Here is a 22242-nt window from a genome sequence, read left to right on the forward strand (position 1 = left end):
ATGCAGTACGGCTGCACAGGATGTTTATGTCGAATGACGTGCTTATCTGCTACCTGCCTGTCCTGCCTCACAGAGCTTTATGCTCACAAATTTCAGTCACAGAGGCGAAATGCTTACCTGAAGCTTACATTTAATATTCGACAACGATATTACACGGAAAATGTTTTTTAGCACAACCGTTCGTTTTTTATTATTTTCTGTATTATTTTGATAAAAATATAGAATTGCCAATTACCGGATATTTCCATAAATATTTATTTTTATATTTAAAAACAATTACTTAAAAATTCTTATTATCGATTTGAATCGGGAATTTGAAAATTCCGACCAAAAATTCGGGTGGCGAAGCCGCCATTAGATCAATTCTGCATTAGCTAATTCGCTTTCAGATTTGCTGGATTGCCACATAAATTCTGACGGCAAAGTAAAATGTCACCCTCATTGAGAAAAGTTATGTCTGCTATCTGGAAACCATCTGTCACTGTCGCCGCTATCATTGAATCCAATAAACGTTTTCTGATGGTGGAAGAAGAAACGCCGGAAGGCATCCGCATCAACCAGCCGGCCGGTCATCTGGACCCGGGCGAGTCACTGGAACAGGCGGTTATCCGGGAAACGCTGGAAGAAACCGCGCACGATTTCACGCCCACCGCGCTGATCGGGACGTATCTGTCACGCTATGTATCCCCCACCGGTGAACAGGTAACTTATCTGCGCTTTGCCTTTACCGGTGAACTGGGTCAGGAATATAACCGCCCACTCGATACCGGCATACTGGGCACAATCTGGATGAGCTATAACGATATTCTGCACAGCGAGCACCTCCATCGCAGCCCGCTGGTGCTGCAATGTATTGACGATTATCTGCGCGGCAAGCGTGCACCGCTTTCCCTGTTGTTTACCCATCCGAGCGCCTTATGAGCAAGAAAAAAGTTGTTATTGGTATGTCTGGCGGCGTGGACTCCTCTGTCTCTGCCTGGCTACTCAAAGAACAGGGCTACGAAGTCATTGGTCTTTTCATGAAAAACTGGGAGGACGACGACAATTCCGAATATTGCTCGACCCGCGAAGACTGGATTGACGCGGTCAGCGTCGCAGATGTGGTCGGCGTGGATATTGAAGCCGTCAATTTCGCCAGCGAATACAAAGACCGCGTATTCGCTGAGTTTTTGCGTGAATATCAGGCCGGACGCACACCGAATCCGGATGTCCTGTGCAATGCTGAAATCAAATTCAAAGCATTTTTGGATCATGCGATGAAACTGGGAGCGGACTATATCGCGACCGGCCACTATGCACGTGTACGTGAAATGCATGGTGAATTTCAATTATTGAAAGCGCTGGACGCGAGCAAGGATCAGAGTTATTTCCTGCACCGGCTGAATCAGAAACAACTGGCGAATACCTTGTTCCCACTCGGTGAAATTCATAAGACCGAAGTCCGGAAAATTGCTGAACAACTGCAATTACCGAATGCCAAGAAAAAAGATTCGACCGGTATCTGTTTTATTGGTGAGCGTCCGTTCCGGGAATTTTTAAATCGCTACCTGTCCTACCAACCTGGCGACATTAAAACTGCAGAAGGTGAAATCATCGGTCAGCACGTCGGTCTGAGTTTTTATACGCTGGGGCAGCGCAAGGGCATCGGTATCGGCGGGATCAAATCCCACCAGAATCAGGATGGCAGCAGCGATGCCTGGTATGTGGCGCGCAAAGATGTGGTCAATAACACTTTGTATGTAGTGCAGGGCCATGACCACCCTTGGTTGCTGTCGGCGGCACTGGACGCCACGCAAGTCAGCTGGATCGCCGGACACGCTCCGGAGCAAGCGGTATTATCTGCCAAGACACGTTATCGTCAGCCTGATGTCGCCTGCAACTTCGTTGGCAACAACGAGCATTTCTCACTGCAATTCCCAGACCCGCAATGGGCAGTCACACCCGGACAATCCGCTGTTTTATATGATGGCGATATCTGCCTTGGTGGCGGCATCATCCATTCCGCACATCCATAAGCCCGTCTGCTCCGCTCCATTCATGCGCGGGGCAGAATTCTCCTTCACGGCAGTCATCCAACGCATCTGCCGGCACAAACCGCACCGGAAAATGTGATTGCCGAATATTATTTATCTATTTTCAAACATTCAAAGCAATCTTCAGCTTTCTTGGTGTAACCATACATTGCGAAAATCCTTTCCTCTGCTGCTATTTGATACGTTTTATTGCTTTACATTTGAAATTTATGAAATTATATTTACATTCCCATTTCACCGGAATTGCCAGTCCATCATGAATCATCCTGATATGCAAGCCCTCGGCGGCACAGTCAATGCACGTATTGGCAAGGTATATATGAGTCTGTCCAAAGCCCACAAAAAAGCGGCTGACTATGTGCTCTCCAATGTATTCCGATCGGCTACGATGTCTATTGATGAATTAGCCAATGCGGTCGGCATTTCTGTCGCCACCGCCAACCGGTTCGCGCGGGCGCTGGGATTTGAAGGTTATCCGCAATTCCGCGCTGAACTGGTTTGCGGATTCGAGGCAATGCTGGCGCCGATTGATAATTTACGCAGTGAGGTGCAGCGTCCCGCCACCAGCACGGAAATCATTGCCGGTTCCCTGAACGAAGACCTCGCCAATCTGGAAGCTACGCGCCGCGGACTCGATCCGGAATTGTGCAATCAGGCAGTCAAAATGATTCTGAATGCAGAACGGATCTACATCGTCGGATACGGTGCAAGCGCTTATCTGGGCGGTTTAATGGCGCACAGCCTCGATCCGTTTTGTAATACGGTGCAATCCACCATCGGCACCGGCGGCCCTTCTGCCGTCGCCCGCCAGTTGTTCAAATATACCGAACGTGATCTGGTGATCGGCATTTCCTTTCCCCGCTATGCGGAAGATGTAGTGACGATCCTGCGCCAGGTTAGAGAGAAAAATGTTCAGATACTGGCACTGACGGATGCTCCCAGTTCGCCACTGGCGGCGCTGGCAGACATTACGCTGTACGCGCAGACCCGCCGCCATTTTTCACCGAATTCAGAAGGTGCGGCACTGTGTCTGATCGAAGCGATCTGCAGCGCAGTCGCGCATCAGGCAAAGGCGCCGGTTCATGCAGCATCGGAAATGACCAAGTTTGTTCTGCCGTGGCTTTATCAGGAACCGAATGCCACCACGCGGAAGAGTCTGGCATCGGAAATCAAATCCATCGACGATAACCGACCAGCCTGATGCGATTTCTGTGGCATCACCGTGGCCAGACATTTGTATGAAGAAAGCCTTCAGAAAAGTAATTTCCTGAAGGCTTTCTTCATCTCTCTTTCGCATAGACGGATCAGGCCGCTCTGCCAGCCCACGATTACCAGGCCATGCATTCCATTAAATAGATAATTACGATCTGATCAGGTAATCAAATGCACTCAGCGCTGCTTTTGCCCCTTCACCAACAGCAATCACGATCTGCTTATACGGCACGGTCGTAACGTCACCGGCAGCAAACACGCCCGGCAGAGAAGTTTGCCCACGCGCATTGACTTCGATTTCACCATGACGTGACAGGTTCAGCGTATCTTTCAGCCATTCTGTATTCGGCACCAGACCAATCTGCACAAACACACCTTCGAGTTCAACACGGTGCACACTGTTATTGCTGCGATCCTGATAACTGATGCCATTCACTTTCTGGCCGTCACCATGAATTTCTGTCGTCTGCGCCTGCGTGATGACGGTCACATTCGGCAGACTATGCAATTTGCGCTGCAATACCGCATCGGCACGCAATTCCGCAGCAAATTCCAGCAAGGTGACATGGTTGACGATACCAGCCAGATCAATCGCTGCTTCCACGCCGGAATTACCGCCGCCAATGACGGCAACCCGTTTGCCTTTGAACAAGGGACCATCGCAGTGCGGACAGTAAGCCACGCCGTGGTTACGGTATTCTTTTTCACCCGGCACATTCACTTCACGCCAGCGGGCGCCTGTTGCCAGAATCACGGTTTTCGCTCTGAGCGTTGCACCGCTGGCTAACTGTACTTCGGTCAATCCGTCTTTTTGCAGCAGCTTTTCTGCGCGTTGCAGATTATTGATATCGACATCATAGGTTTTGACATGCTGCTCAAGTGCCGCAGCGAATTTCGGTCCTTCGGTCTCCGTCACGGATACAAAATTTTCAATCGACATCGTGTCAAGTACCTGCCCGCCAAAGCGCTCTGCGACGACGCCTGTGCGTATTCCTTTGCGGGCAGCATAAATCGCTGCGGCTGCACCGGCAGGGCCACCGCCGACGATCAACATATCGTAAGTTTCTTTGGCATTCAGTTTTTCTGCAGCACGTTCAGTTACGCTGTTATCGAGTTTCGCCAGAATTTCCTCTACCGACATACGTCCCTGACCGAACACCTGACCATTCAGATACACCGTCGGCACTGCCATGATCTGACGCTGCTCTACTTCACTCTGAAACAGTGCACCGTCTATGGTCACGGATTTGATGCGCGGATTAAGCACCGCCATCAGATTGAGCGACTGAACCACTTCCGGGCAGTTCTGACAGCTCAGGGAAATATAAGTCTCAAAATGAAAATTACCGTCGAGTTGCTGTATCTGCTGAATCACCTCCGCATCAACCTTTGGCGGATGACCGCCGGTCTGCAGCAAAGCCAGTACCAGCGAAGTGAATTCATGTCCCATGGGGATGCCTGCAAAGCGCAGGGAAATAACCTGTCCCGGAGATGTGATCGCAAATGAAGGTTTGCGTTCTGCATCATCATATTGTTCGACCACGGAAATTTTGTCAGACAACTCAGCAATCTCACGCAGCAATTCCTGCATTTCCCTGGACTTATCACTGTCATCCAGCGATGCCACTAATTGCAGCGGGCGGGTCAGGCGTTCCAGGTAAGCTTTTAATTGCGTTTTGAGTGTGCTGTCTAACATGATGCGTCTTTCTGATTCGTGATGAAAAGCTCCTCAGAACCGCTGCTGCCGACAAACAGCTTTCTTATCAGGCTGTCTGCCGGGAATATGGCGGCACTGAGGAACGGTAGCGCGGCAGGACTCAGATCTTGCCGACCAGATCCAGAGATGGTGTCAGTGTTTCTGCACCTGGTGTCCATTTTGCCGGGCATACTTCACCTGGGTGGCTGGCTACGTATTGTGCTGCCTGTACTTTACGCAACAATTCTTTGGCGTCACGGCCGATACCGTTGTCGTGCACTTCCATGACTTTGATTTCACCGGCCGGATTGACGACGAAAGTACCACGCAATGCCAGACCTTCTTCTTCGATCAGTACTTCGAAGTTACGGGAAATTTGCAATGTCGGATCTGCCAGCATCGGATACTGGATTTTAGCGATGGTGTCAGACGTGTCGTGCCATGCTTTGTGTGTGAAATGGGTATCGGTAGAAACAGAGTAAATTTCTACGCCCATTTTTTTGAATTCTTCGTAGTGATCAGCCAGGTCGCCCAGTTCTGTCGGGCAGACGAATGTGAAGTCAGCCGGGTAGAACACGAATACCGACCATTTGCCAGCCAGATCTTCATTCGTAACCGGAACGAATTTGCCGTTGTGGTAAGCAGTGGATTTGAATGGTTTGATAGTTGTATTGATCAGTGACATGGTGATTTCCTTTGTGGTTAAAACACGTTCGAAGTAACGGGTTCAAATAATAAAGCGTTTTAATACATTTAAATAGTAAATTAATTTTATAAAAACAATTAATTTTAACTATTAATCCTAGTATACCGTATTCTGATGAAACTGAGATGTCATCCCATTAATACGCCCGATGCGCACGTCTTTCAGGCTGACTGGGACAACATAGTTCATATTCCGGTTTTTAGCTGAACAACATCTGTCTTTGATGGCAAGGATAAATCCCTGCGTCGCAGGGAGGACAAAATACCCGCTTTCATTCGCGTCAACGTTATAATTCCCGACCACTTGATCTTCAGGAAATCTATCGTGTCTGACCGACTTGCCGTAATTCCTCAATACCTGCTCCCCAAAAAAGCATTGACCATGCTGGCCGGGAAGCTGGCGCATGCCAGAGCAGGTCAGCTGACGACTAGCCTGATCCGCTGGTTCGTGCAACGCTATCAGGTGAATATGAATGAAGCTGCCAATCCTGATCCCGGCAGTTACCGGAGTTTCAACGAATTTTTTACTCGCCCGCTGCGCACAGGCATCCGTCCGCTGGCGGATGCCGATCTGGTGTGCCCTGTGGATGGCGCTATCAGTCAGTTCGGGCCGATTGCCAAAGGCCAGATTTTCCAGGCGAAAGGACATGACTATTCAGCCACAGCGCTGCTGGGCGGTAATCAACAACTGGCATCGCCCTTTCAGAACGGCTGCTTTGCCACGATTTATCTGAGCCCGCGGGATTATCATCGGATTCATATGCCTTGTGACGGAATGCTCACGCGCATGGTGTATGTGCCGGGTGACTTATTTTCTGTCAACCCGACGACAGCACGCGGTGTGCCCGGTCTGTTCGCCCGCAATGAGAGGGTGATTTGTTTCTTCGATTCAGCCCGCGGTCCGTTTGTGATGGTGCTGGTCGGAGCCACGATTGTCGGCAGCATGGCGACGGTATGGCATGGTACCGTCAACCCGCCACGTGACGGTGATATCCGCGAATGGAATTACACCGGACAAAATATCAGGCTGGAAAAAGGCGATGAAATGGGACGCTTCATGCTCGGCTCCACCGTCGTGCTTCTGTTTCCCGAGAATACGATGCAATTTAACCCGGTATGGCAAGCAACAAAGCCGGTTCGTCTGGGGGAATGCATGGCAGATTACGCCGTGCCCTGACCTGCCTTACCGAAGTCGCCAAAAAGCCCATGTCATACATGGGCTTTTTTTTATTTCTGCCAATGAGGCCAGTCCTGCTGCTGATTTCTGCTGTAATCAAGAATAAGACTCAAACCGCATGGCTTTAGCTTCATTTTTGCTTTCGATCACATCAGCGATAAAAAGAACTTGCAATACATCTCAAATTAAACAATAATTTAAATAAGAATTATTCTCGTTTAGATTTGAAAATTATGGCAACCATTTTCCCTGCAATTCAAACACACCCTGCCGATGCCTTCGCTGACCGGATGCAGGGCAATTGCCAACCAACCACTATTCCCCGTATCAAAAGCAGCGATCTGATGCCGCACCACAGGGAGCTGGAAATCGATCATGGTGGACGTATTTATCGTTTACGGATCACGCAGCTCAATAAGCTGATTCTGACCGCATGAAATGAATGCAATTTCATCCGGCATTCTGGATTAACGCCCACCTTTCTCACTTTTGGACACATATGATGCGCACTGACCAATCACTGGATTCAAATACTGCTACCGCGACAGTAACTTCTTCCCAGCCGGAATTACTGGTCTCCGCCGTATTGCATCTGATGTCGCATTACACCGTGCAATCCGGCCTGGCTAATGAAGAAGGCGCCTGCATCAAACTGGCCTCCGTGATTGAAAGGCACCTGAAAGTGCTGTCGGATCTGCCGGAGCTGGCGCCTGTTCTGCGTGCAACCTGCCAGCAGCTCTCCGAGCAGTGGGAAATCCTGATTCACCATAATTTGTCGCGCCAGACGCCTGCTAAACGCTTTGGCTGGCTACATCCCAAAAACGCTTAAACTCAGAGGTATTTTCATGATTGTCTGCGTCTGCAATAACGTCTCCGATAAAAAAATCCAGCGCGCTGTTGAACAGGGCATGAGTACGATGTCGGAACTACGCATGCATCTGCAGGTTGCGACCTGCTGCGGCAAATGTGCCGGCTGTGCCCGGGAAGTGCTGCAGGAATGTCTGCAGACCACCTCCCGCGAGTCCAGTGGCATGCGCGGTCTGCTCCAAAAAATTCACTTTCAGCCTGATCCTGTCGTCATATGAATCGGTTTGCCATGCCCTTTGCATTTGGTTCACTGCCGGTTCTAAGGACATCACGCCTATTGCCTTTGAGCATCATTATCATGGGACACCTGATGTTGATTATCGCCTTGCAAAACATCCTGTTACCGGCCACGGCACCTGCAGCGCCAAAAGAAATCGTCATGGCGGTGCTGACACCGCCACCGCCTCCGGCGGCGACTGTTGCCACGCAACGCGCCAGCCAACCGCTTACTCCAGCGGTTCCGGATACAGTCCTCGCAGAGTCTTCTCCAGTCAACATCACGCCTGCGCCTGAAACCGCGTTCGTGCCACCTGCGATTACCGTGATTGCACCAGCGACAGCGCCCGCCATAACAGAAACAACACATGGCATTGCCGCCCATCCGGCTCCTCCTGCGATCAGGCAAATCAGCGAAGTGCAGTACATCCGCGCACCGCAGGCCGAATACCCGCCGATGGCAAAGCGCATGGGTGAACAGGGAAAAGTCACGCTGACTGTTCTGGTCAATGAAAAAGGCTATGCGGAACGTGTCGATATCCAAAAAACATCCGGCTCGCAGCGGCTGGATGAAGCAGCCCGGCAAGCATTGATGCGGGCGGTATTCAAGCCTTACGTCGAAGATGGCAAACCATTGCCGGTGATGGCTTCTGCCACAATCAGCTTTTCACTCGATACCTGACACATATCGACCGTCAGGATTTTTATACCTTTTATCGGCCTAACTTGCTATGATGAATGCATCCATATCATTCATGAAAGGATGCCAAATGAAAGGCGATGCGACAGTCATCAAATTACTCAATGCGCAACTGACGAATGAACTCAGTGCGATCAACCAGTATTTTCTGCATGCCCGGATGTATAAACACTGGGGACTCGACAAGATTGCAAAAAAGGAATACGAAGAATCCATCGGTGAAATGAAGCACGCCGATAAACTGATTGACCGCATTCTGATGCTGGACGGACTACCCAATCTTCAGGCTCTGCATAAGCTCATGATCGGCGAGGATACGCTGGAAATGCTGGAGTGCGACCTCAGACTCGAAACCGCAGCACAACAAACCGTCAAAGAAGGGATCGCGACTGCGGAAGCCTGCGCAGACTATGTATCACGCGACCTGTTTCAATTGATTCTGGAAGATACCGAAGAGCATATCGACTGGCTGGAAACCCAAATTGAACTGATAGAAAAAGTCGGCATCCAGAATTATCTGCAGTCCCAGATGTCCTCCAGCGAGTAGGTCTCCGGAAAACGGGAACCGTCATACCTGATGCTCAACGATAAAAAAGGATGGCGCATTGCCATCCTTTTTTATTGAACACGTTTGCCATCAGCGAAAATAGGCTTATTGCGGAATCGTTTCCTTGAACGAAGGACGCTCCGATAATTTATCAAACAGTTTCACCAGATTCGGGTAATCATCCCGCCAGGCAATGTCGGGAAAACGGAAACTCAGCCAGCCCAGGGCACAGCCGACACTGATATCCGCCAGCGTCAGGTGATTACCGCAGCAGACGGCCGACTCCCCCAACCCTTCCGACATGGCTTTCAGACTGGCGCTAACCTTGCCCATCTGGCGTGTAATCCATTCTTCGCTTTGCTGTTGCTCAGGTCGTAAGGTCTTTTCAAGACGCACCAGAATGGCCGCGTCGAGTAAGCCATCGGCCAGCGCTTCCCAGCATTTCACTTCAGCACGTTCGCGCCCCAGACCAGGAATCAGCTTGCCAACCGGAGTCAGCGTGTCGAGGTATTCAACGATGACGCGGGAATCGAACATCGCGCCACCATCTTCCATTAACAGACATGGTACTTTACCCAGAGGATTGGAATGCTGAATCGTCGTGTCAGCCGCCCACACATTTTCCTGCAGAAATGCATAGTCGAGCTTTTTTTCCGCCATGACGACGCGGACTTTTCTTACGTAAGGACTGGTGGTAGAGCCAATGAGTTTCATAAATTTTAATAAAATAATTTGCTGCGAATTATAACATCGGGTCATGAACAGACGAGACTGGTCAGATGTGAACAAGCTTTACACACGTAGCCAGAAACACGATTCTGAGTTCGTTCAAATGGTAAAATCACGCATCCCGCGCAAAACAAGTCTGCTCAACAATGTATAACAGCTTCCGAAGGCTGAGCACAGATTTGACATAATTTACAAAATTGTTGTTTTTTGCGCAATAATTTTTCTATTTTACCTCACGAACTCATCATCATGGCTTTTTCCTCCCTGTCCGCCCTTTCTCCGATTGATGGCCGTTATGCCGCCAAAGTTGACGCGTTGCGCGCCACCTTGTCCGAAGCAGGTTTCATGCACCATCGCGTCAAAGTTGAAGTCTCATGGCTGCAAGCCTTATCCCAGGCTGGCTTCGATGAGATCAAGCCATTCTCCGCCCAGGCCAATGCCTTGTTAGACAAACTGGTGGCGGAGTTCTCGGAAGCCGATGCCGCGCGCATTAAGGAAATCGAAGCCGTCACCAATCATGACGTCAAGGCCGTCGAATACTGGCTCAAGGAAAAAGTAGCGAGTTCTGCAGAACTGACTGCCGCCAGTGAATTCATCCACTTTGCCTGTACCTCAGAAGACATCAACAATACCTCGCACGGCATGATGCTGAAAACAGCACGCGACCAGGTCATGGTGCCGGTATTGCAGAAAGTCATCAGCAAACTGACCGAACTCGCGCATCTGAATGCCGAAGTGCCGATGCTGTCACGCACCCACGGTCAGCCAGCCAGCCCGACAACGCTGGGCAAGGAAATCGCCAACGTGGTCGCGCGTCTGCAACGTGCGGTCAAACGTATTGAGCAAGTTGAAATTCTCGGCAAGATGAATGGCGCTGTCGGTAATTACAACGCGCATTTGTCTGCATATCCATCTTATGACTGGGAAAATTTTTCCAAAAATGTCATTGAGCAGCGCCTGGGGCTGACTTACAACCCGTACACCATCCAGATCGAACCTCACGACTACATGGCGGAAATGTTTGATGCATTTGCCCGCGTCAACACTATCCTGCTTGATCTGAACCGTGACATCTGGGGTTACATCTCAGTTGGCTATTTCAAACAAAAAACCAAGGCGGGCGAAATCGGTTCCTCCACCATGCCGCACAAAGTCAATCCGATCGACTTTGAAAACTCGGAAGGCAATCTGGGGCTGGCCAATTCTCTGCTGCGCCATCTGTCTGAAAAATTGCCGGTATCACGCTGGCAGCGCGACCTGACCGATTCGACCGTGTTGCGCAACATCGGCGTTGCGTTCGGTTATACCCTGCTCGCTTATGACAGCTGCCTGCGTGGTCTGAATAAACTGGAAACTAATCCCGAGCGCCTCGCAGCCGATCTGGATGCGACCTGGGAAGTGCTGGCAGAGCCAGTCCAGACCGTCATGCGCCGTTACGGCATTGAAAGTCCTTATGAGCAGCTCAAGGAACTGACTCGTGGTAAAGGAATTTCGAGAGAAGCGCTGCGTGACTTTGTGCAGGGGCTGGCTATTCCGCAGGATGCAAAAGACCTGCTGCTGTCCATGTCACCAGCGAATTACACAGGCATCGCCGTCAAACTGGCGAAGGCAATCTGAGCGCTACCCTGATCGCTGTACACATAGGCGGTCTGCCACAATATCCATGATGCCTTGACACTGGCATCTGAACTTCTGAAAGAGCATCCGGTCTGATGGACGGATGCTCTTTGCATTTGGTCGGCAAAGCATTCCCGAAAAACGGTTCTGCTGAACAGAAAGACAAGATTGTCAATTTCTGAAAACTTTCTGCAGACTTTCATTTTTTTTGTTATATTAGTTCGCATTAGAACTAATTTCCAATTTAAACAGGATTGAGCATGCGCACCCAACAACGTTTTCCGGGATCGATGATTTTGTTGCACTGGCTGATTGCCGGCCTGATTATCGCCGCCTTCGTTCTCGGCACGGTGATGACGGACATGAAAATCAGTCCAACGAAATTGCAATATTATGCATACCATAAATGGATAGGCATTACCGTGCTGGGACTGGTTGCTGTGCGTCTTATCAATCGCCTGCTGAGTACAACGCCAGCCTATCCTGCACACATGAGTTCGTGGCAGGTCATCACTGCGAATGGCACGCATGGCATGCTCTATGTGCTCATGTTTGCCGTGCCTTTGTCAGGGTATTTTTATACTTACGCTGCTGGCTATCCGGTGGTGTATCTGGGTCTGTTTGAATTACCGGGCCCGATAGCCCCTGACCCTGAACTCAAATCCCAGCTGAAAGAGCTGCATGAAATCCTGACCTATACCATGCTGGCGCTGGTCTCACTGCATATTCTTGCTGCGCTAAAACATCAGATCATTGATAAAGACGGCTTGCTGCAACGCATGCTGCCAGGTAAGACAACTTAACAAGGACACTGAATGATGAAATTCCCTACTGTCTCCAAATCATTAGCTACAGCACTGCTGGCAGCCGTTATTGCCGTGCCTGCGCTGGCTGCCATGACGAAGCTCGATAACGCCAAGAGCACAATTGTAATCGTATTCAAGCAAATGAATGTTCCGGTCGATGCGAAATTCAAGAAATTCACCGCCGCGATCGATTACGATGCAGCCAAACCGGAAACCTCGAAAGCCAGTGTCGAGATTGAACTCGCCAGTTTTGATCTGGGCGATCCGGAGTACAACAAGGAAGTGTTGAAAAAAGAATGGTTTAACACTGCACAATTTCCCAAAGCCAGCTTTGTTTCCAGCAGCATGAAACAAGGCGCGGCAGGAAAACTGGACGTCCACGGCAAACTCACCATCAAAGGCAAAACTACTGATGTGAGCTTTCCGATGACGGTCAAAAAGGAAGGGAATAGCCAGATTTTTGACGGCAACCTTCCGATTAAACGCCTGACTTTCAACATTGGCGAAGGCGAATGGAAAGATACGGGCATGGTTGCCGATGAAGTCACCATCAAATTTCACGTAGTCACGCAATAAATCACTTACTCTATTTGAAAAGGAATATCCCATGAAATTGCATCCAATGATCATCGCCGCTTTGTTCGCCAGCGCAGCACCGGCATTTGCAGACACTTACAATGTCGATCCTAGCCATACCTATCCAAGCTTTGAGGCAGACCACTTTGGCGGCCTGTCCGTATGGCGCGGCAAATTCACCAAGAACAGCGGCAAGATCACACTGGACCGCGCAGCAAAAACCGGTACCGTCGATATCACGATTGATGCCAACTCCATCGATTTCGGTCACGAAAAACTGAACGAACATGCACGCTCCAAAGAAATGTTCAATGTCGCGCAATTCCCGACCGCCACTTACAAAGGCACATCGATCAAATTCAATGGCGATACACCGGTGGCTGTTCAGGGTGAATTCACATTGCTGGGCGTGACACGTCCATTGACACTGACCATCAACAAGTTCAAGTGCATCCAGCATCCGATGCTGAAAAAAGAAGTCTGCGGTGCAGACGCTTCAGCTGAATTCAAGCGTACCGATTTCGGCCTGAACTATGGCATCGCTTACGGCTTCGCACCGGAAGTCAAACTGGCGATTGAAGTAGAAGCGATCAAGGCTGACTGAGAAACTTCAGGTCAATGATTTGCCGCAGCGATGCTTGATGGCAGCGCATTGCGACAGATCACTGCCTTGCCTGGCCGGTGCAGCCGTCATGGTTTAGCACCGGCTTTTTCATGGACGTATGATGGATAAACGTTATTTACGCAGCATCCGCCTGCTGTCGGAATGCATGCAATTATTCGAACAGGCATCGGCACGCAAAGTTCGCCAGTTTGGCCTGACCCATTCCCAATTCGATATTATCGCCACACTCGGCAACACGTCCGGCATGACCTGCAAAAAACTGGGCGAAAGAACTCTGATGACCAAAGGCACGCTGACAGGCGTACTGGACCGGCTGGAAGAAAAGGGGCTGATACAACGCGAGCGCGGTGCCGATGACCGGCGCCAGCTGTTTGTGCGCCTCAGCAACAGCGGCGAGCAGACTTTTGCCGAAGTTTTCCCACAAGTGGTGGAAAACGGAAAACAGCGCTTCACCAGCTATACTGCGGATGACTATCAGACGCTGGAGGACGCGCTGCTCAAGCTGAAGCAACATCTGGAGCAGGATCAGCGCTGACAGGGGATCATCGGTCGACTGCCAATAACCAGCTGAATGACTACAATATACTCCCCTTCAGTATATAAAAATGCCCTGATTTTTTCTTAATTTCAGGGCATTTTGATTAAAAACGCAGGGGAGTATCTGTTTACAACGCATCTCCGACTATCGGACCGCTGCCGCTGAAACGATCCAGCGCCAGGTAAATCACCGGTGTAATGAACAGCGTGATCGCCTGCGAGAAAATCAGCCCGCCCACCACCGCCAGACCCAGCGGCTGACGCAATTCAGCACCGGCACCCAGTCCCAGTGCAATCGGCAAAGCACCGACCAGCGCTGCCAGCGTAGTCATCATAATCGGCCGGAAGCGCTGAATACATGCTTCCCGGATCGCCTCTGCCGGTGTCATGTTGTGATGGCGCTGCGCGTCCAGCGCGAAGTCAATCATCATGATCGCGTTCTTTTTCACGATACCGATCAGCAGCAAAATACCAATGGTGGCAATCAGGGTCAGGTCTTCGCCAAACCACTTCAGCGTCAGCAACGCACCCACTGCCGCCGACGGCAAGCCTGCCAGAATGGTAATCGGATGAATATAACTTTCATACAAAACACCCAGCAGCACATAGATCACCAGTAATGCGGCCACAATCAGTACCACCTGTCCGGACTGGGTGTCCTTGAACACCGCAGCATCGCCGCCGTAAGAGGTGATAATCGATGCCGGCATTTTCAATTCGTCGCGATACTGTTCAATGCGTCTGGTCGCGTCGCCCAACGCCGTGCCTTGCGACAGATTGAATGACACTGTTACTGCCTGCAACTGGCCAACATGATTAATCGACGTCGGGCCGACGGTGCGCCTGACCGTGGCAACACTCGACAACGGCACCAGGGTGCCGGTATTACTACGCAGGTAAATACCGTTAATCGCACTTTCGTCTGCTTTTGCCTCGGGACCGACTTCCATGATGACCTGATAGCTGTCGACATTGGTGTACATGGTCGATATCTGACGCTCGCCGAACGCGCTGTACAAAGCCGAACGGATGGCGTCCATGCCGACACCGAGCGTATTGGCGCGATCACGGTCAATCTCTACCGAAGCCTGCAAGCCTTTGAGCTGAGAATCTGTGGTCACGTCTTTAAAGCCATTGTCATTGCGCAGCTTTTCCTGCAATTTGCCGGCCCAGTCACTCAGTTCACTGGCTTCGACACTCTGCAAAATATACTGATACTGGCTTTTGCTCTGACGACCACCCAGCTGCAGGTTCTGCGTCGGACGCAGGAACACATTGATGCCGGGAATCTGCGCCAGTTTCTTGCGCAAGCCATCCACGACATCCTTCATCGGTTTGCGTTCATTACGCGGCTTCAGATTCACAAACATCCGGCCCGTATTCTGCGAACCGCTGCCGCCATTGAAAGAAGCAACGGTCAGCACGTTAGGGTCGTCACGGATAATTTTGGCCGCTTTGTCCTGCAATATCAGCATGGCGGGGAAAGACACATCTTCCGCCGCTTCCGTCGTGACGTTGATCTGTCCGATATCTTCTTGCGGGAAAAATCCTTTAGGAATCGTTCTGAACAGATAGGCCGTTGCGATAAAAGTCAGTAAAGCAATCAGCAGCACCATCCGGCGATGGCGCAGCGCCAGATCCAGGCTGCGGGTATAAGCGCGCAACGAAGCAGTAAAGGCGTTTTCAAAACCATGCAATATCCATGCGGCCCATTTGGGCGGCTCGGAAAGCTCATGCTCGCTTTTCAGAAAGCGGCTCGCCAGCATCGGGACCAGCGTCAGCGACACGAATGCCGACGCCAGAATTGCCAGGCTGACGATCACCGCAAATTCATGGAACAGCTGGCCAATCACCCCCGGCATGAAAAAAATCGGAATAAAGACCGCCACCAGCGAAGTGGAAATCGAGATGATGGTAAAACCCACCTCGCGCGACCCCTGCAGCGCCGCTTTAAACGGCGGCTCGCCGTTTTCAACGTGCCGCATGATATTTTCCAGCATCACGATCGCATCATCCACCACCAGCCCCACCGCCAGCGTCAGTCCGAGCAGGGAAATATTGTCCAGCGTATAGCCGAAGCCCCACAGGAGACTGATTGCACCGACCAGCGAAACCGGCAAGGACAAGGTCGGGATCACCGTCGCAGTCACGCGCCGCAGGAACAGGAAAATCACTACCACCACCAAAAATATCGTCAGCAACAGGGTCAGGTTCACGTCATGCAAAGCATCACGCACCGACACAGAACGGTCATTTACCAGCCCGATTTTGACCGAAGCGGGCAATTGCGCCTGAAAGCCCGGCAAGGCTGCTTTGATCGAGTCCACTACCTTCACGGTATTGGCATCCGTCTGACGCTGGATACCTAAGGTGATTGAGCTTTCGCCGTTGTAATTCGAGGCTGACTTGACCTGTTCATAACTGTCTTCCACGACCGCCACATCGCGTAACCGGACCACCAGTCCACCTTTATTCCCAACCACCAGATCGGCAAACTGGCTGGCATTGAGCAACTGCCGGTTCGCCAGAATCGTCAGAGTCTGCTTGTCGCCATCGAGCGTGCCGACCGGGGTATTGGCATTGGCATTGCGGATGCTGGCAGCCAGCTCATCGAGCGTCATATTACGCAGCGCCAGCTCCTGCGGCTTGACCCGGATGCGGACAGCATAACGCTTGATACCGTAAATATTGACCTGCGCCACACCATCAAGAGTGGATAAACTGGGAGAAATCAGATGTTCCGCATAGCTGGTCAGTTCAGACAGGGTCATCGACGGCGACCTCAGCGACAGCACCAGCACCGGCGCATCAGCCGGATTCACTTTCCGGTACGACGGCGGCGAAGTCATATCCACCGGCAAGGAACGCTGCGCACGCAGCAAAGCCGCCTGCACATCCACTGCAGCAACGTCAATATTCCGGTTCTGGTCAAATTCCAGCGTCAGCGAGGTATTGCCTATCGTATTGCTGGAACTGATGACCGACAGACCGGGAATGGTGGCGAACTGCTTTTCCAGCGGCAGCGCCACCGATGTTGCCATTGTTTCGGGACTCGCACCTGGCAGATTGGCATTCACACTGATGACGGGCGTGTTGTAGCTCGGCAAAGCGGCGACCGGAATAAAGCGGTAAGCCAGTACGCCGGCCAGCACCACCGACAGATTCAGCAATACCGTCATCACCGGACGGCGGATAAACAGCTCGGATAAATTCATGATGCACTCGCTGCCGAAGCGGATTTTTCTGCCGGTTTTTCCTGACTGCCCGCACCATCCTGGCGATTTGCAGCGGCTTTTGCGCTGCTGTCCTTCGCCTCATTGTCGCGCTGTTTCACCACGGCGCCCGGACGCAGATTCTGTTTACCATCAAGGACAATTCTGGTACCTGCCGCGATACCTGTCACCACGGCATCCGTTCCAAAACTCTGGGTCACCACAACCGGTCTGAGTTCGGCCTTTCCTTCTGCAGTGACGGCATAGACCGATTTACCACGTGCGCCGACAATGATCGCATCCTGCGGTACCACCACGGCATCCTTGAGTGTCTGCACACTGAGTTCGACAGTGACATAAGCCCCCGGCCATAATTTCATTTCCTTATTATCGAAAATCGCTTTGACCTTGACCGTTCCGGAAGCGGCATCCACCGCATTATCGACAAACTGCAATTTCCCTTTGAACTGCGTGACGCCATCCGGCAATCTGGCCGTGACGTAGCTGTCCGTGCGACGCATACTTTCCAGCGCATCCGGCAAATTCCGCTGCGGCAAGGGGAACATGATCGCAATCGGATCAATCTGAGTGATCGTCACCAGTGCCGGCGTAGTGGCGCTTGGCTGCACCAGCGAACCCGGATAAACACTGATGATGCCGGTACGGCCGGCAGACGGCGCTACAATCCGGTCATAACTCAGTGCAACTTTGGCGGCGACCACCGCTGCCCTATCCGAAGCCACCACTGCCGCCTGGGCATCCACCGCCGCCTGGCTGGTGTCGAGCGCACTCTGCGCCACGAATTTTTTAGCCACCAGTTCTTTGCTACGCACCAACTGGCGCTGGTAATCAGCCAATGTGGCGAGGTCCTTATCCAATTGAGCCTGAGCTTTTGCCAGATTCACCTCGTCAGCGCGACTATCCAGCGTGAACAATAATTCACCGGCCTTCACAAACTGACCCTCACGGATATGCACTTTGCTGACAGTGCTGGTCACCTGCGGCCGGATATCCACGGTATTCAAAGCCGACACCGTACCATTGGCAGAAATTCTGACCGGATAATCGCGCTGTTGCGCCAATACCGTTGACACGCTGACGGGATGCGCCGAAGGATCCCCGTTTTTTCCGGCAGCAGCACTGGCAGATGCGCCAGCGTCAGCCTTGTTCTGAGTTGAAGAGGCGGCAAAATACCAGGCGCCGCCGGCAAGCGCGGCAATCACGGCGACGATAGTCAGTGTTTTGAATTGGCTCATGTTGTTTTTATCCTTTGCAGATGCTTTCAGACTGGCGCAGGACGAGAAAGTTCGGAGGAATTTGTTGATAAATGCGGAGAAAACGTATCAAATCAATGCATAAAGTACGAAATTGAAACAGCCTGCTGCTCAGGCCGGACAGGCTTTATCTGCTGTCATATAGTAAAACAAGGTAGCAACACCAAAGATGAAAATTTTACCCGGTCAGCGGCAAGCGCCTATGCTACCAAAGAGAAAGCCAGCATTCATGCTGGCTTTCTCTGCCGATACCTTACGTTACACCAAAGTCAGGTAGCGGAATGTCTGATGCTGGTGCCAGGTTCAGACGACGGCACCATCGGTATCGTCCTTTTCCTTGACCGGTTTGATCAGGTCTTCGCGCGTCACACCGAGCCACATCGCAATCGCGGCAGCCACGAATACCGACGAGTAAATACCGAAACAGATACCAATCGTCAGCGCTACTGCAAAATAGTGCAATGTCGGCCCACCGATCAGCAACATCGACAGCACCATCATCTGGGTGCAACCGTGGGTAATGATCGTGCGGGAAATCGTGCTGGTAATCGCGTTATCAATTACTTCTTTCACGCTCATCTTGCGCTGCTTACGGAAGTTTTCACGGATACGGTCAAAAATAACCACCGACTCATTCACCGAATACCCCAGTACAGCCAGCACCGCCGCCAGTACCGAGAGATTGAATTCCCATTGAAAGAAAGCGAAGAAACCGAGAATAATCACCACGTCATGCAAGTTCGCGACAATCGCTGCAATTGCAAACTTCCATTCAAACCGGATCGCCAGATAAATCACTACGCCTAATACCACAAACAGCAAAGCCATCAGGCCGTCATGCGCCAGTTCGTCACCCACCTGGGCGCCAACCTGCTCAACACGCTGCTGACGGACTTCCGGGTCTTTGGCCTGCAACGCCTGCATCACCTGGGTTGCCTGATCTGCTGCGGTCATGGTCTTTGACAGCGGCAAGCGGATCACCACATCCTGCGCCTTACCAAAAGTCTGCACCGGTGCATCGGTGTACCCCAGTCCTTCCACGGTGCGGCGGATTGCATCTACGTCGGCAGCTTTCGGATAGGTGACTTCCATCACGGTACCACCGGTAAACTCAACTGAAAAATGCAGCCCCTTGTGCAGCAGGAAAAACACTGCCGCCACAAAAGTCAGCGCCGAAATGACATTGAAAATCAGCGCATGGCGCATGAAAGGAATGTCTTTTTTAATGCGGAATAATTCCATAATAGATTCCTGAATCCTTATCTTGACAACGCGGTCACTGCTTTACATCAGTCTGTGCATCTGCTGCAGGCTTCCAGATCTGTCCGATGGAAATCGAGGCCAGCTTTTTCTGACGGCCGTACCAGAAATTCACCACACCGCGCGAAACAAACACCGATGAAAAAATCGAAGTCAGAATCCCGAGGCAATGCACCACCGCGAAACCGCGGATCGCACCGGAGCCGAAAATCAGCAACGCCAGGCCGACAATCAGCGTGGTCACGTTGGAATCGAGAATCGTTGCCCAGGCATGGGTAAAGCCTTCTTCAATCGCTTTTTGCGGAGACTTCCCGCTGCGCAGTTCTTCACGGATACGCTCGTTAATGAGTACGTTGGCATCAATCGCCATGCCGAGTGCCAGCGCAATCGCGGCAATTCCCGGCAAAGTCAGCGTCGCCTGCAACAGCGACAGGATCGCCACCAACAGCAACAGATTCACAGACAAAGCCAGCACACTGAAGAAACCGAACATCAGGTAATAAATCACCATGAAAATCGAAATCGCGGCAAAACCGTATAGTGTGGAATTACGTCCCTGCTTGATGTTTTCAACCCCCAGCTGCGGACCAATGGTGCGCTCTTCAATGATTTCCATTGGTGCGGCCAGCGAGCCGGCACGCAGCAGCAAGGCCAGATCGGAGGCAGCCGTCGTGGACCCCATGCCGGTAATGCGGAAGCGGGAGCCTAACTCATCCTGAATGGTTGCCACGGTCAAAACTTCGCCCTTGCCTTTTTCAAACAAGACAATCGCCATCTTCTTACCGATCTTATTACGGGTCGCCTCACGCATCTTGCGTCCACCATCGCCGTTCAGATCAATACTGACCGCAGGTTGCTGATGCTCATCAAAACTGGCCGATGCGCCGGCAATATAATCGCCGGTAATCACAGGCTCTTTATACAAAATCGCAGGAGCGCCACGACCGACCTTGAACAGTTCGGAACCAAAAGGAACCGGAGTGCTTTCATCCACCTGGCCGATCACAGACTCGTCCGACAGGCGCACTTCCAGTGTCGCGGTGCGACCAATGATTTCCTTGGCGCGCGCCACATCCTGCACACCCGGCAGCTGCACCACGATACGATCAGGCCCCTGTTGCTGGATGATCGGTTCAGCCACACCCAGCTCGTTGACACGCTTCGACAGCGCGGTAATATTCTGCTTCACGCCTTCGGTAATAACCGCTTTCAGCGATTCCGGTTTCAGGCTGACCTGCAGGTTGAATTCAGTGTTATCCGTGCTTGCCACATCCGTCAGGTTGACATCACTCATTTGTGACGACAGCACGTTTCTTGCGACATTGCGTGTTTCCGCTTCACGGAAACGGACGGTGATCGCGTCACCATCGCGGCTGATGCCGGCATGACGCACATCTTTTTCGCGCAAAGCAGAACGAATCGAAGATTGTAATCCCTGCACCCGCTTTTGCATCACTGCCTTGGTATCCACCTGCATCAGAAAATGCACGCCGCCGCGCAGATCCAGCCCCAGATACATCGGCAGCGCATTCATGCTCTGCAGCCACTTCGGTGTATTCGACAACAGATTAAAAGCGACGGTGTAGGTTGGATCAGCAGGGTCGGTATTCAGTGCTTTTTCCAGCACATCTTTCGCCTTGAACTGGGTATCCGTATCCACGAAACGTGCCCGCACGGAACCTTGCATCCCATTGAAATCATAAAAAATACCGCTGTCTTTCAAACCTGCCTGCTGCAAGGTCTGTTCGACGCGGGTTTTCATGCTTTCATCAATTTTGACTGTCGATTTGGCGCTGCTGATCTGCACTGCCGGCGACTCGCCGAAGAAATTCGGCGCGGTGTAGAGTCCGCCGAATATCAGTGCAATCAAAATCAGCAAATACTTCCAGAGTGGATAGCGATTCATAATAAAAAAAGAAATTGGAAGCTCAAAAGAACAACGCAGTCCAGTTCATCTGTGGACTGCGTTGCCGGTATATGCCGATTAAATCGCTTTAATGGTGCCTTTCGGCAGCAGTGCGGTAATGGCCACTTTCTGCACCACGAGTTCGGTGCCCTCAGCCACTTCCAGCGTCACGTAGCTTTCGCTGACTTTCGTGACCTTACCCAGCACACCACCGGCAGTCACGACTTCATCGTTTTTCGCCAGCGCATCCATCATGGATTTCTGTTCTTTCTGACGCTTCATCTGAGGACGGATCATCAGGAAGTACAACACCACAAACATCAGTACCAATGGCAGAAAGCTCATCAGACCACCGTCAGCGCCGATTCCGGCCGATTGCGCATAAGCGTTGGAAATAAACACGTTACAGACTCCGTTGTAATATTAATTTGACCAGTGCGCAGATTGGCATCAGGTAGAACTGTCAAACCTGCAACACTGACTTCAGCAAATGGTGATTCAAAATCACATTTCAACTGGCAAAGCGTCACATTCTAGCATTGACGCC

General features: G+C 51.4%; 22 protein-coding genes. 14 read left to right on the plus strand and 8 right to left on the minus strand.

The window, feature by feature from the left end; translation table 11 throughout:
* The first annotated feature begins 453 nt into the window (after positions 1-453).
* The 3 genes from HV832_RS06350 (at position 454) to HV832_RS06360 (ending at position 3234) form a co-directional block, all read left to right on the plus strand.
* Entirely contained in the window at positions 454-921 is a 468-nt protein-coding gene (locus HV832_RS06350; protein ID WP_176802716.1) for an NUDIX hydrolase, read from the plus strand.
* Entirely contained in the window at positions 918-2015 is a 1098-nt protein-coding gene (gene mnmA / locus HV832_RS06355; protein WP_176802717.1) for a tRNA 2-thiouridine(34) synthase MnmA, read from the plus strand. The genes HV832_RS06350 and mnmA overlap by 4 nt, the downstream gene beginning before the upstream one ends.
* A gap of 274 nt (positions 2016-2289) precedes the next feature.
* On the plus strand, positions 2290-3234 hold the full coding sequence (locus tag HV832_RS06360; RefSeq protein ID WP_176802718.1) for a MurR/RpiR family transcriptional regulator: 945 nt from the start codon (positions 2290-2292) through the stop codon (positions 3232-3234).
* A 159-nt stretch (positions 3235-3393) separates the two neighbouring features.
* On the opposite strand, the gene ahpF is transcribed toward HV832_RS06360, so the two are convergent.
* Together ahpF and ahpC are read right to left on the minus strand one after the other, a co-directional pair.
* Positions 3394-4941, minus strand: a complete 1548-nt coding sequence (ahpF, locus tag HV832_RS06365) for an alkyl hydroperoxide reductase subunit F (protein ID WP_176802719.1) — start codon at positions 4939-4941, stop codon at positions 3394-3396.
* A gap of 121 nt (positions 4942-5062) precedes the next feature.
* A complete protein-coding gene (gene ahpC, locus HV832_RS06370; RefSeq protein ID WP_176802720.1) occupies positions 5063-5626 on the minus strand; it encodes an alkyl hydroperoxide reductase subunit C in 564 nt (187 codons plus the stop codon).
* Positions 5627-5971: 345 nt separating this feature from the next.
* Here ahpC and asd point away from each other — a divergent pair, with 345 nt between their 5' ends.
* From asd to bfr, 6 genes are all read left to right on the plus strand, one after another.
* Positions 5972-6823, plus strand: a complete 852-nt coding sequence (gene asd / locus HV832_RS06375) for an archaetidylserine decarboxylase (protein ID WP_176802721.1) — start codon at positions 5972-5974, stop codon at positions 6821-6823.
* Between the two features lie 290 nt (positions 6824-7113).
* Positions 7114-7260 (plus strand): hemin uptake protein HemP, encoded by a 147-nt coding sequence (gene hemP / locus HV832_RS06380; protein WP_176802916.1) that lies wholly within the window; start codon positions 7114-7116, stop codon positions 7258-7260.
* Positions 7261-7325: 65 nt separating this feature from the next.
* The gene (locus HV832_RS06385; RefSeq protein WP_223827227.1) at positions 7326-7652 is read left to right on the plus strand and encodes a hypothetical protein; all 327 of its coding nucleotides are present in this window, start codon (positions 7326-7328) and stop codon (positions 7650-7652) included.
* A 16-nt stretch (positions 7653-7668) separates the two neighbouring features.
* The gene (locus tag HV832_RS06390) at positions 7669-7908 is read left to right on the plus strand and encodes a (2Fe-2S)-binding protein (protein WP_176802722.1); all 240 of its coding nucleotides are present in this window, start codon (positions 7669-7671) and stop codon (positions 7906-7908) included.
* Between the two features lie 80 nt (positions 7909-7988).
* The gene (locus tag HV832_RS06395; RefSeq protein ID WP_176802723.1) at positions 7989-8588 is read left to right on the plus strand and encodes an energy transducer TonB; all 600 of its coding nucleotides are present in this window, start codon (positions 7989-7991) and stop codon (positions 8586-8588) included.
* Positions 8589-8676: 88 nt separating this feature from the next.
* Complete coding sequence (bfr, locus tag HV832_RS06400; protein ID WP_176802724.1) at positions 8677-9153, plus strand: bacterioferritin; 477 nt, start codon at positions 8677-8679, stop codon at positions 9151-9153.
* 105 nt (positions 9154-9258) lie between these two features.
* Here the strand turns inward: bfr and HV832_RS06405 are convergent, their stop codons facing one another.
* On the minus strand, positions 9259-9867 hold the full coding sequence (locus HV832_RS06405) for a glutathione S-transferase N-terminal domain-containing protein (protein ID WP_176802725.1): 609 nt from the start codon (positions 9865-9867) through the stop codon (positions 9259-9261).
* A gap of 264 nt (positions 9868-10131) precedes the next feature.
* Here HV832_RS06405 and purB point away from each other — a divergent pair, with 264 nt between their 5' ends.
* From purB to HV832_RS06430, 5 genes are all read left to right on the plus strand, one after another.
* Positions 10132-11499, plus strand: a complete 1368-nt coding sequence (gene purB, locus HV832_RS06410; RefSeq protein ID WP_176802726.1) for an adenylosuccinate lyase — start codon at positions 10132-10134, stop codon at positions 11497-11499.
* A 260-nt stretch (positions 11500-11759) separates the two neighbouring features.
* On the plus strand, positions 11760-12302 hold the full coding sequence (locus tag HV832_RS06415; protein WP_176802727.1) for a cytochrome b: 543 nt from the start codon (positions 11760-11762) through the stop codon (positions 12300-12302).
* A gap of 15 nt (positions 12303-12317) precedes the next feature.
* A complete protein-coding gene (locus HV832_RS06420; RefSeq protein WP_176802917.1) occupies positions 12318-12881 on the plus strand; it encodes a YceI family protein in 564 nt (187 codons plus the stop codon).
* A gap of 31 nt (positions 12882-12912) precedes the next feature.
* Entirely contained in the window at positions 12913-13485 is a 573-nt protein-coding gene (locus HV832_RS06425; RefSeq protein WP_176802728.1) for a YceI family protein, read from the plus strand.
* Positions 13486-13603: 118 nt separating this feature from the next.
* Complete coding sequence (locus HV832_RS06430; RefSeq protein ID WP_317889309.1) at positions 13604-14041, plus strand: MarR family winged helix-turn-helix transcriptional regulator; 438 nt, start codon at positions 13604-13606, stop codon at positions 14039-14041.
* 130 nt (positions 14042-14171) lie between these two features.
* Here the strand turns inward: HV832_RS06430 and HV832_RS06435 are convergent, their stop codons facing one another.
* From HV832_RS06435 to yajC, 5 genes are all read right to left on the minus strand, one after another.
* Positions 14172-17258: an efflux RND transporter permease subunit gene (locus HV832_RS06435; protein WP_176802729.1), complete on the minus strand. Its 3087-nt coding sequence runs from the start codon at positions 17256-17258 to the stop codon at positions 14172-14174.
* Positions 17255-18511, minus strand: coding sequence for an efflux RND transporter periplasmic adaptor subunit (locus HV832_RS06440; protein ID WP_176802730.1), 1257 nt, complete (start codon positions 18509-18511; stop codon positions 17255-17257). Before HV832_RS06440 ends, HV832_RS06435 begins: the two co-directional genes overlap by 4 nt.
* A 321-nt stretch (positions 18512-18832) precedes the next feature.
* Positions 18833-19771, minus strand: coding sequence for a protein translocase subunit SecF (secF, locus tag HV832_RS06445; RefSeq protein ID WP_176802731.1), 939 nt, complete (start codon positions 19769-19771; stop codon positions 18833-18835).
* Between the two features lie 34 nt (positions 19772-19805).
* Positions 19806-21695 carry a protein translocase subunit SecD gene (gene secD, locus HV832_RS06450; RefSeq protein WP_176802732.1) on the minus strand — a complete coding sequence of 630 codons (1890 nt, stop codon included), beginning with the start codon at positions 21693-21695 and terminating at the stop codon, positions 19806-19808.
* A 78-nt stretch (positions 21696-21773) separates the two neighbouring features.
* Positions 21774-22097, minus strand: a complete 324-nt coding sequence (gene yajC, locus HV832_RS06455) for a preprotein translocase subunit YajC (protein WP_176802733.1) — start codon at positions 22095-22097, stop codon at positions 21774-21776.
* Positions 22098-22242 lie beyond the last annotated feature (145 nt).

It is taken from the genome of Cognatundibacterium oligocarboniphilum (assembly GCF_013377855.1).
GTDB classification, from domain to species: domain Bacteria; phylum Pseudomonadota; class Gammaproteobacteria; order Burkholderiales; family Burkholderiaceae_D; genus Undibacterium; species Undibacterium oligocarboniphilum.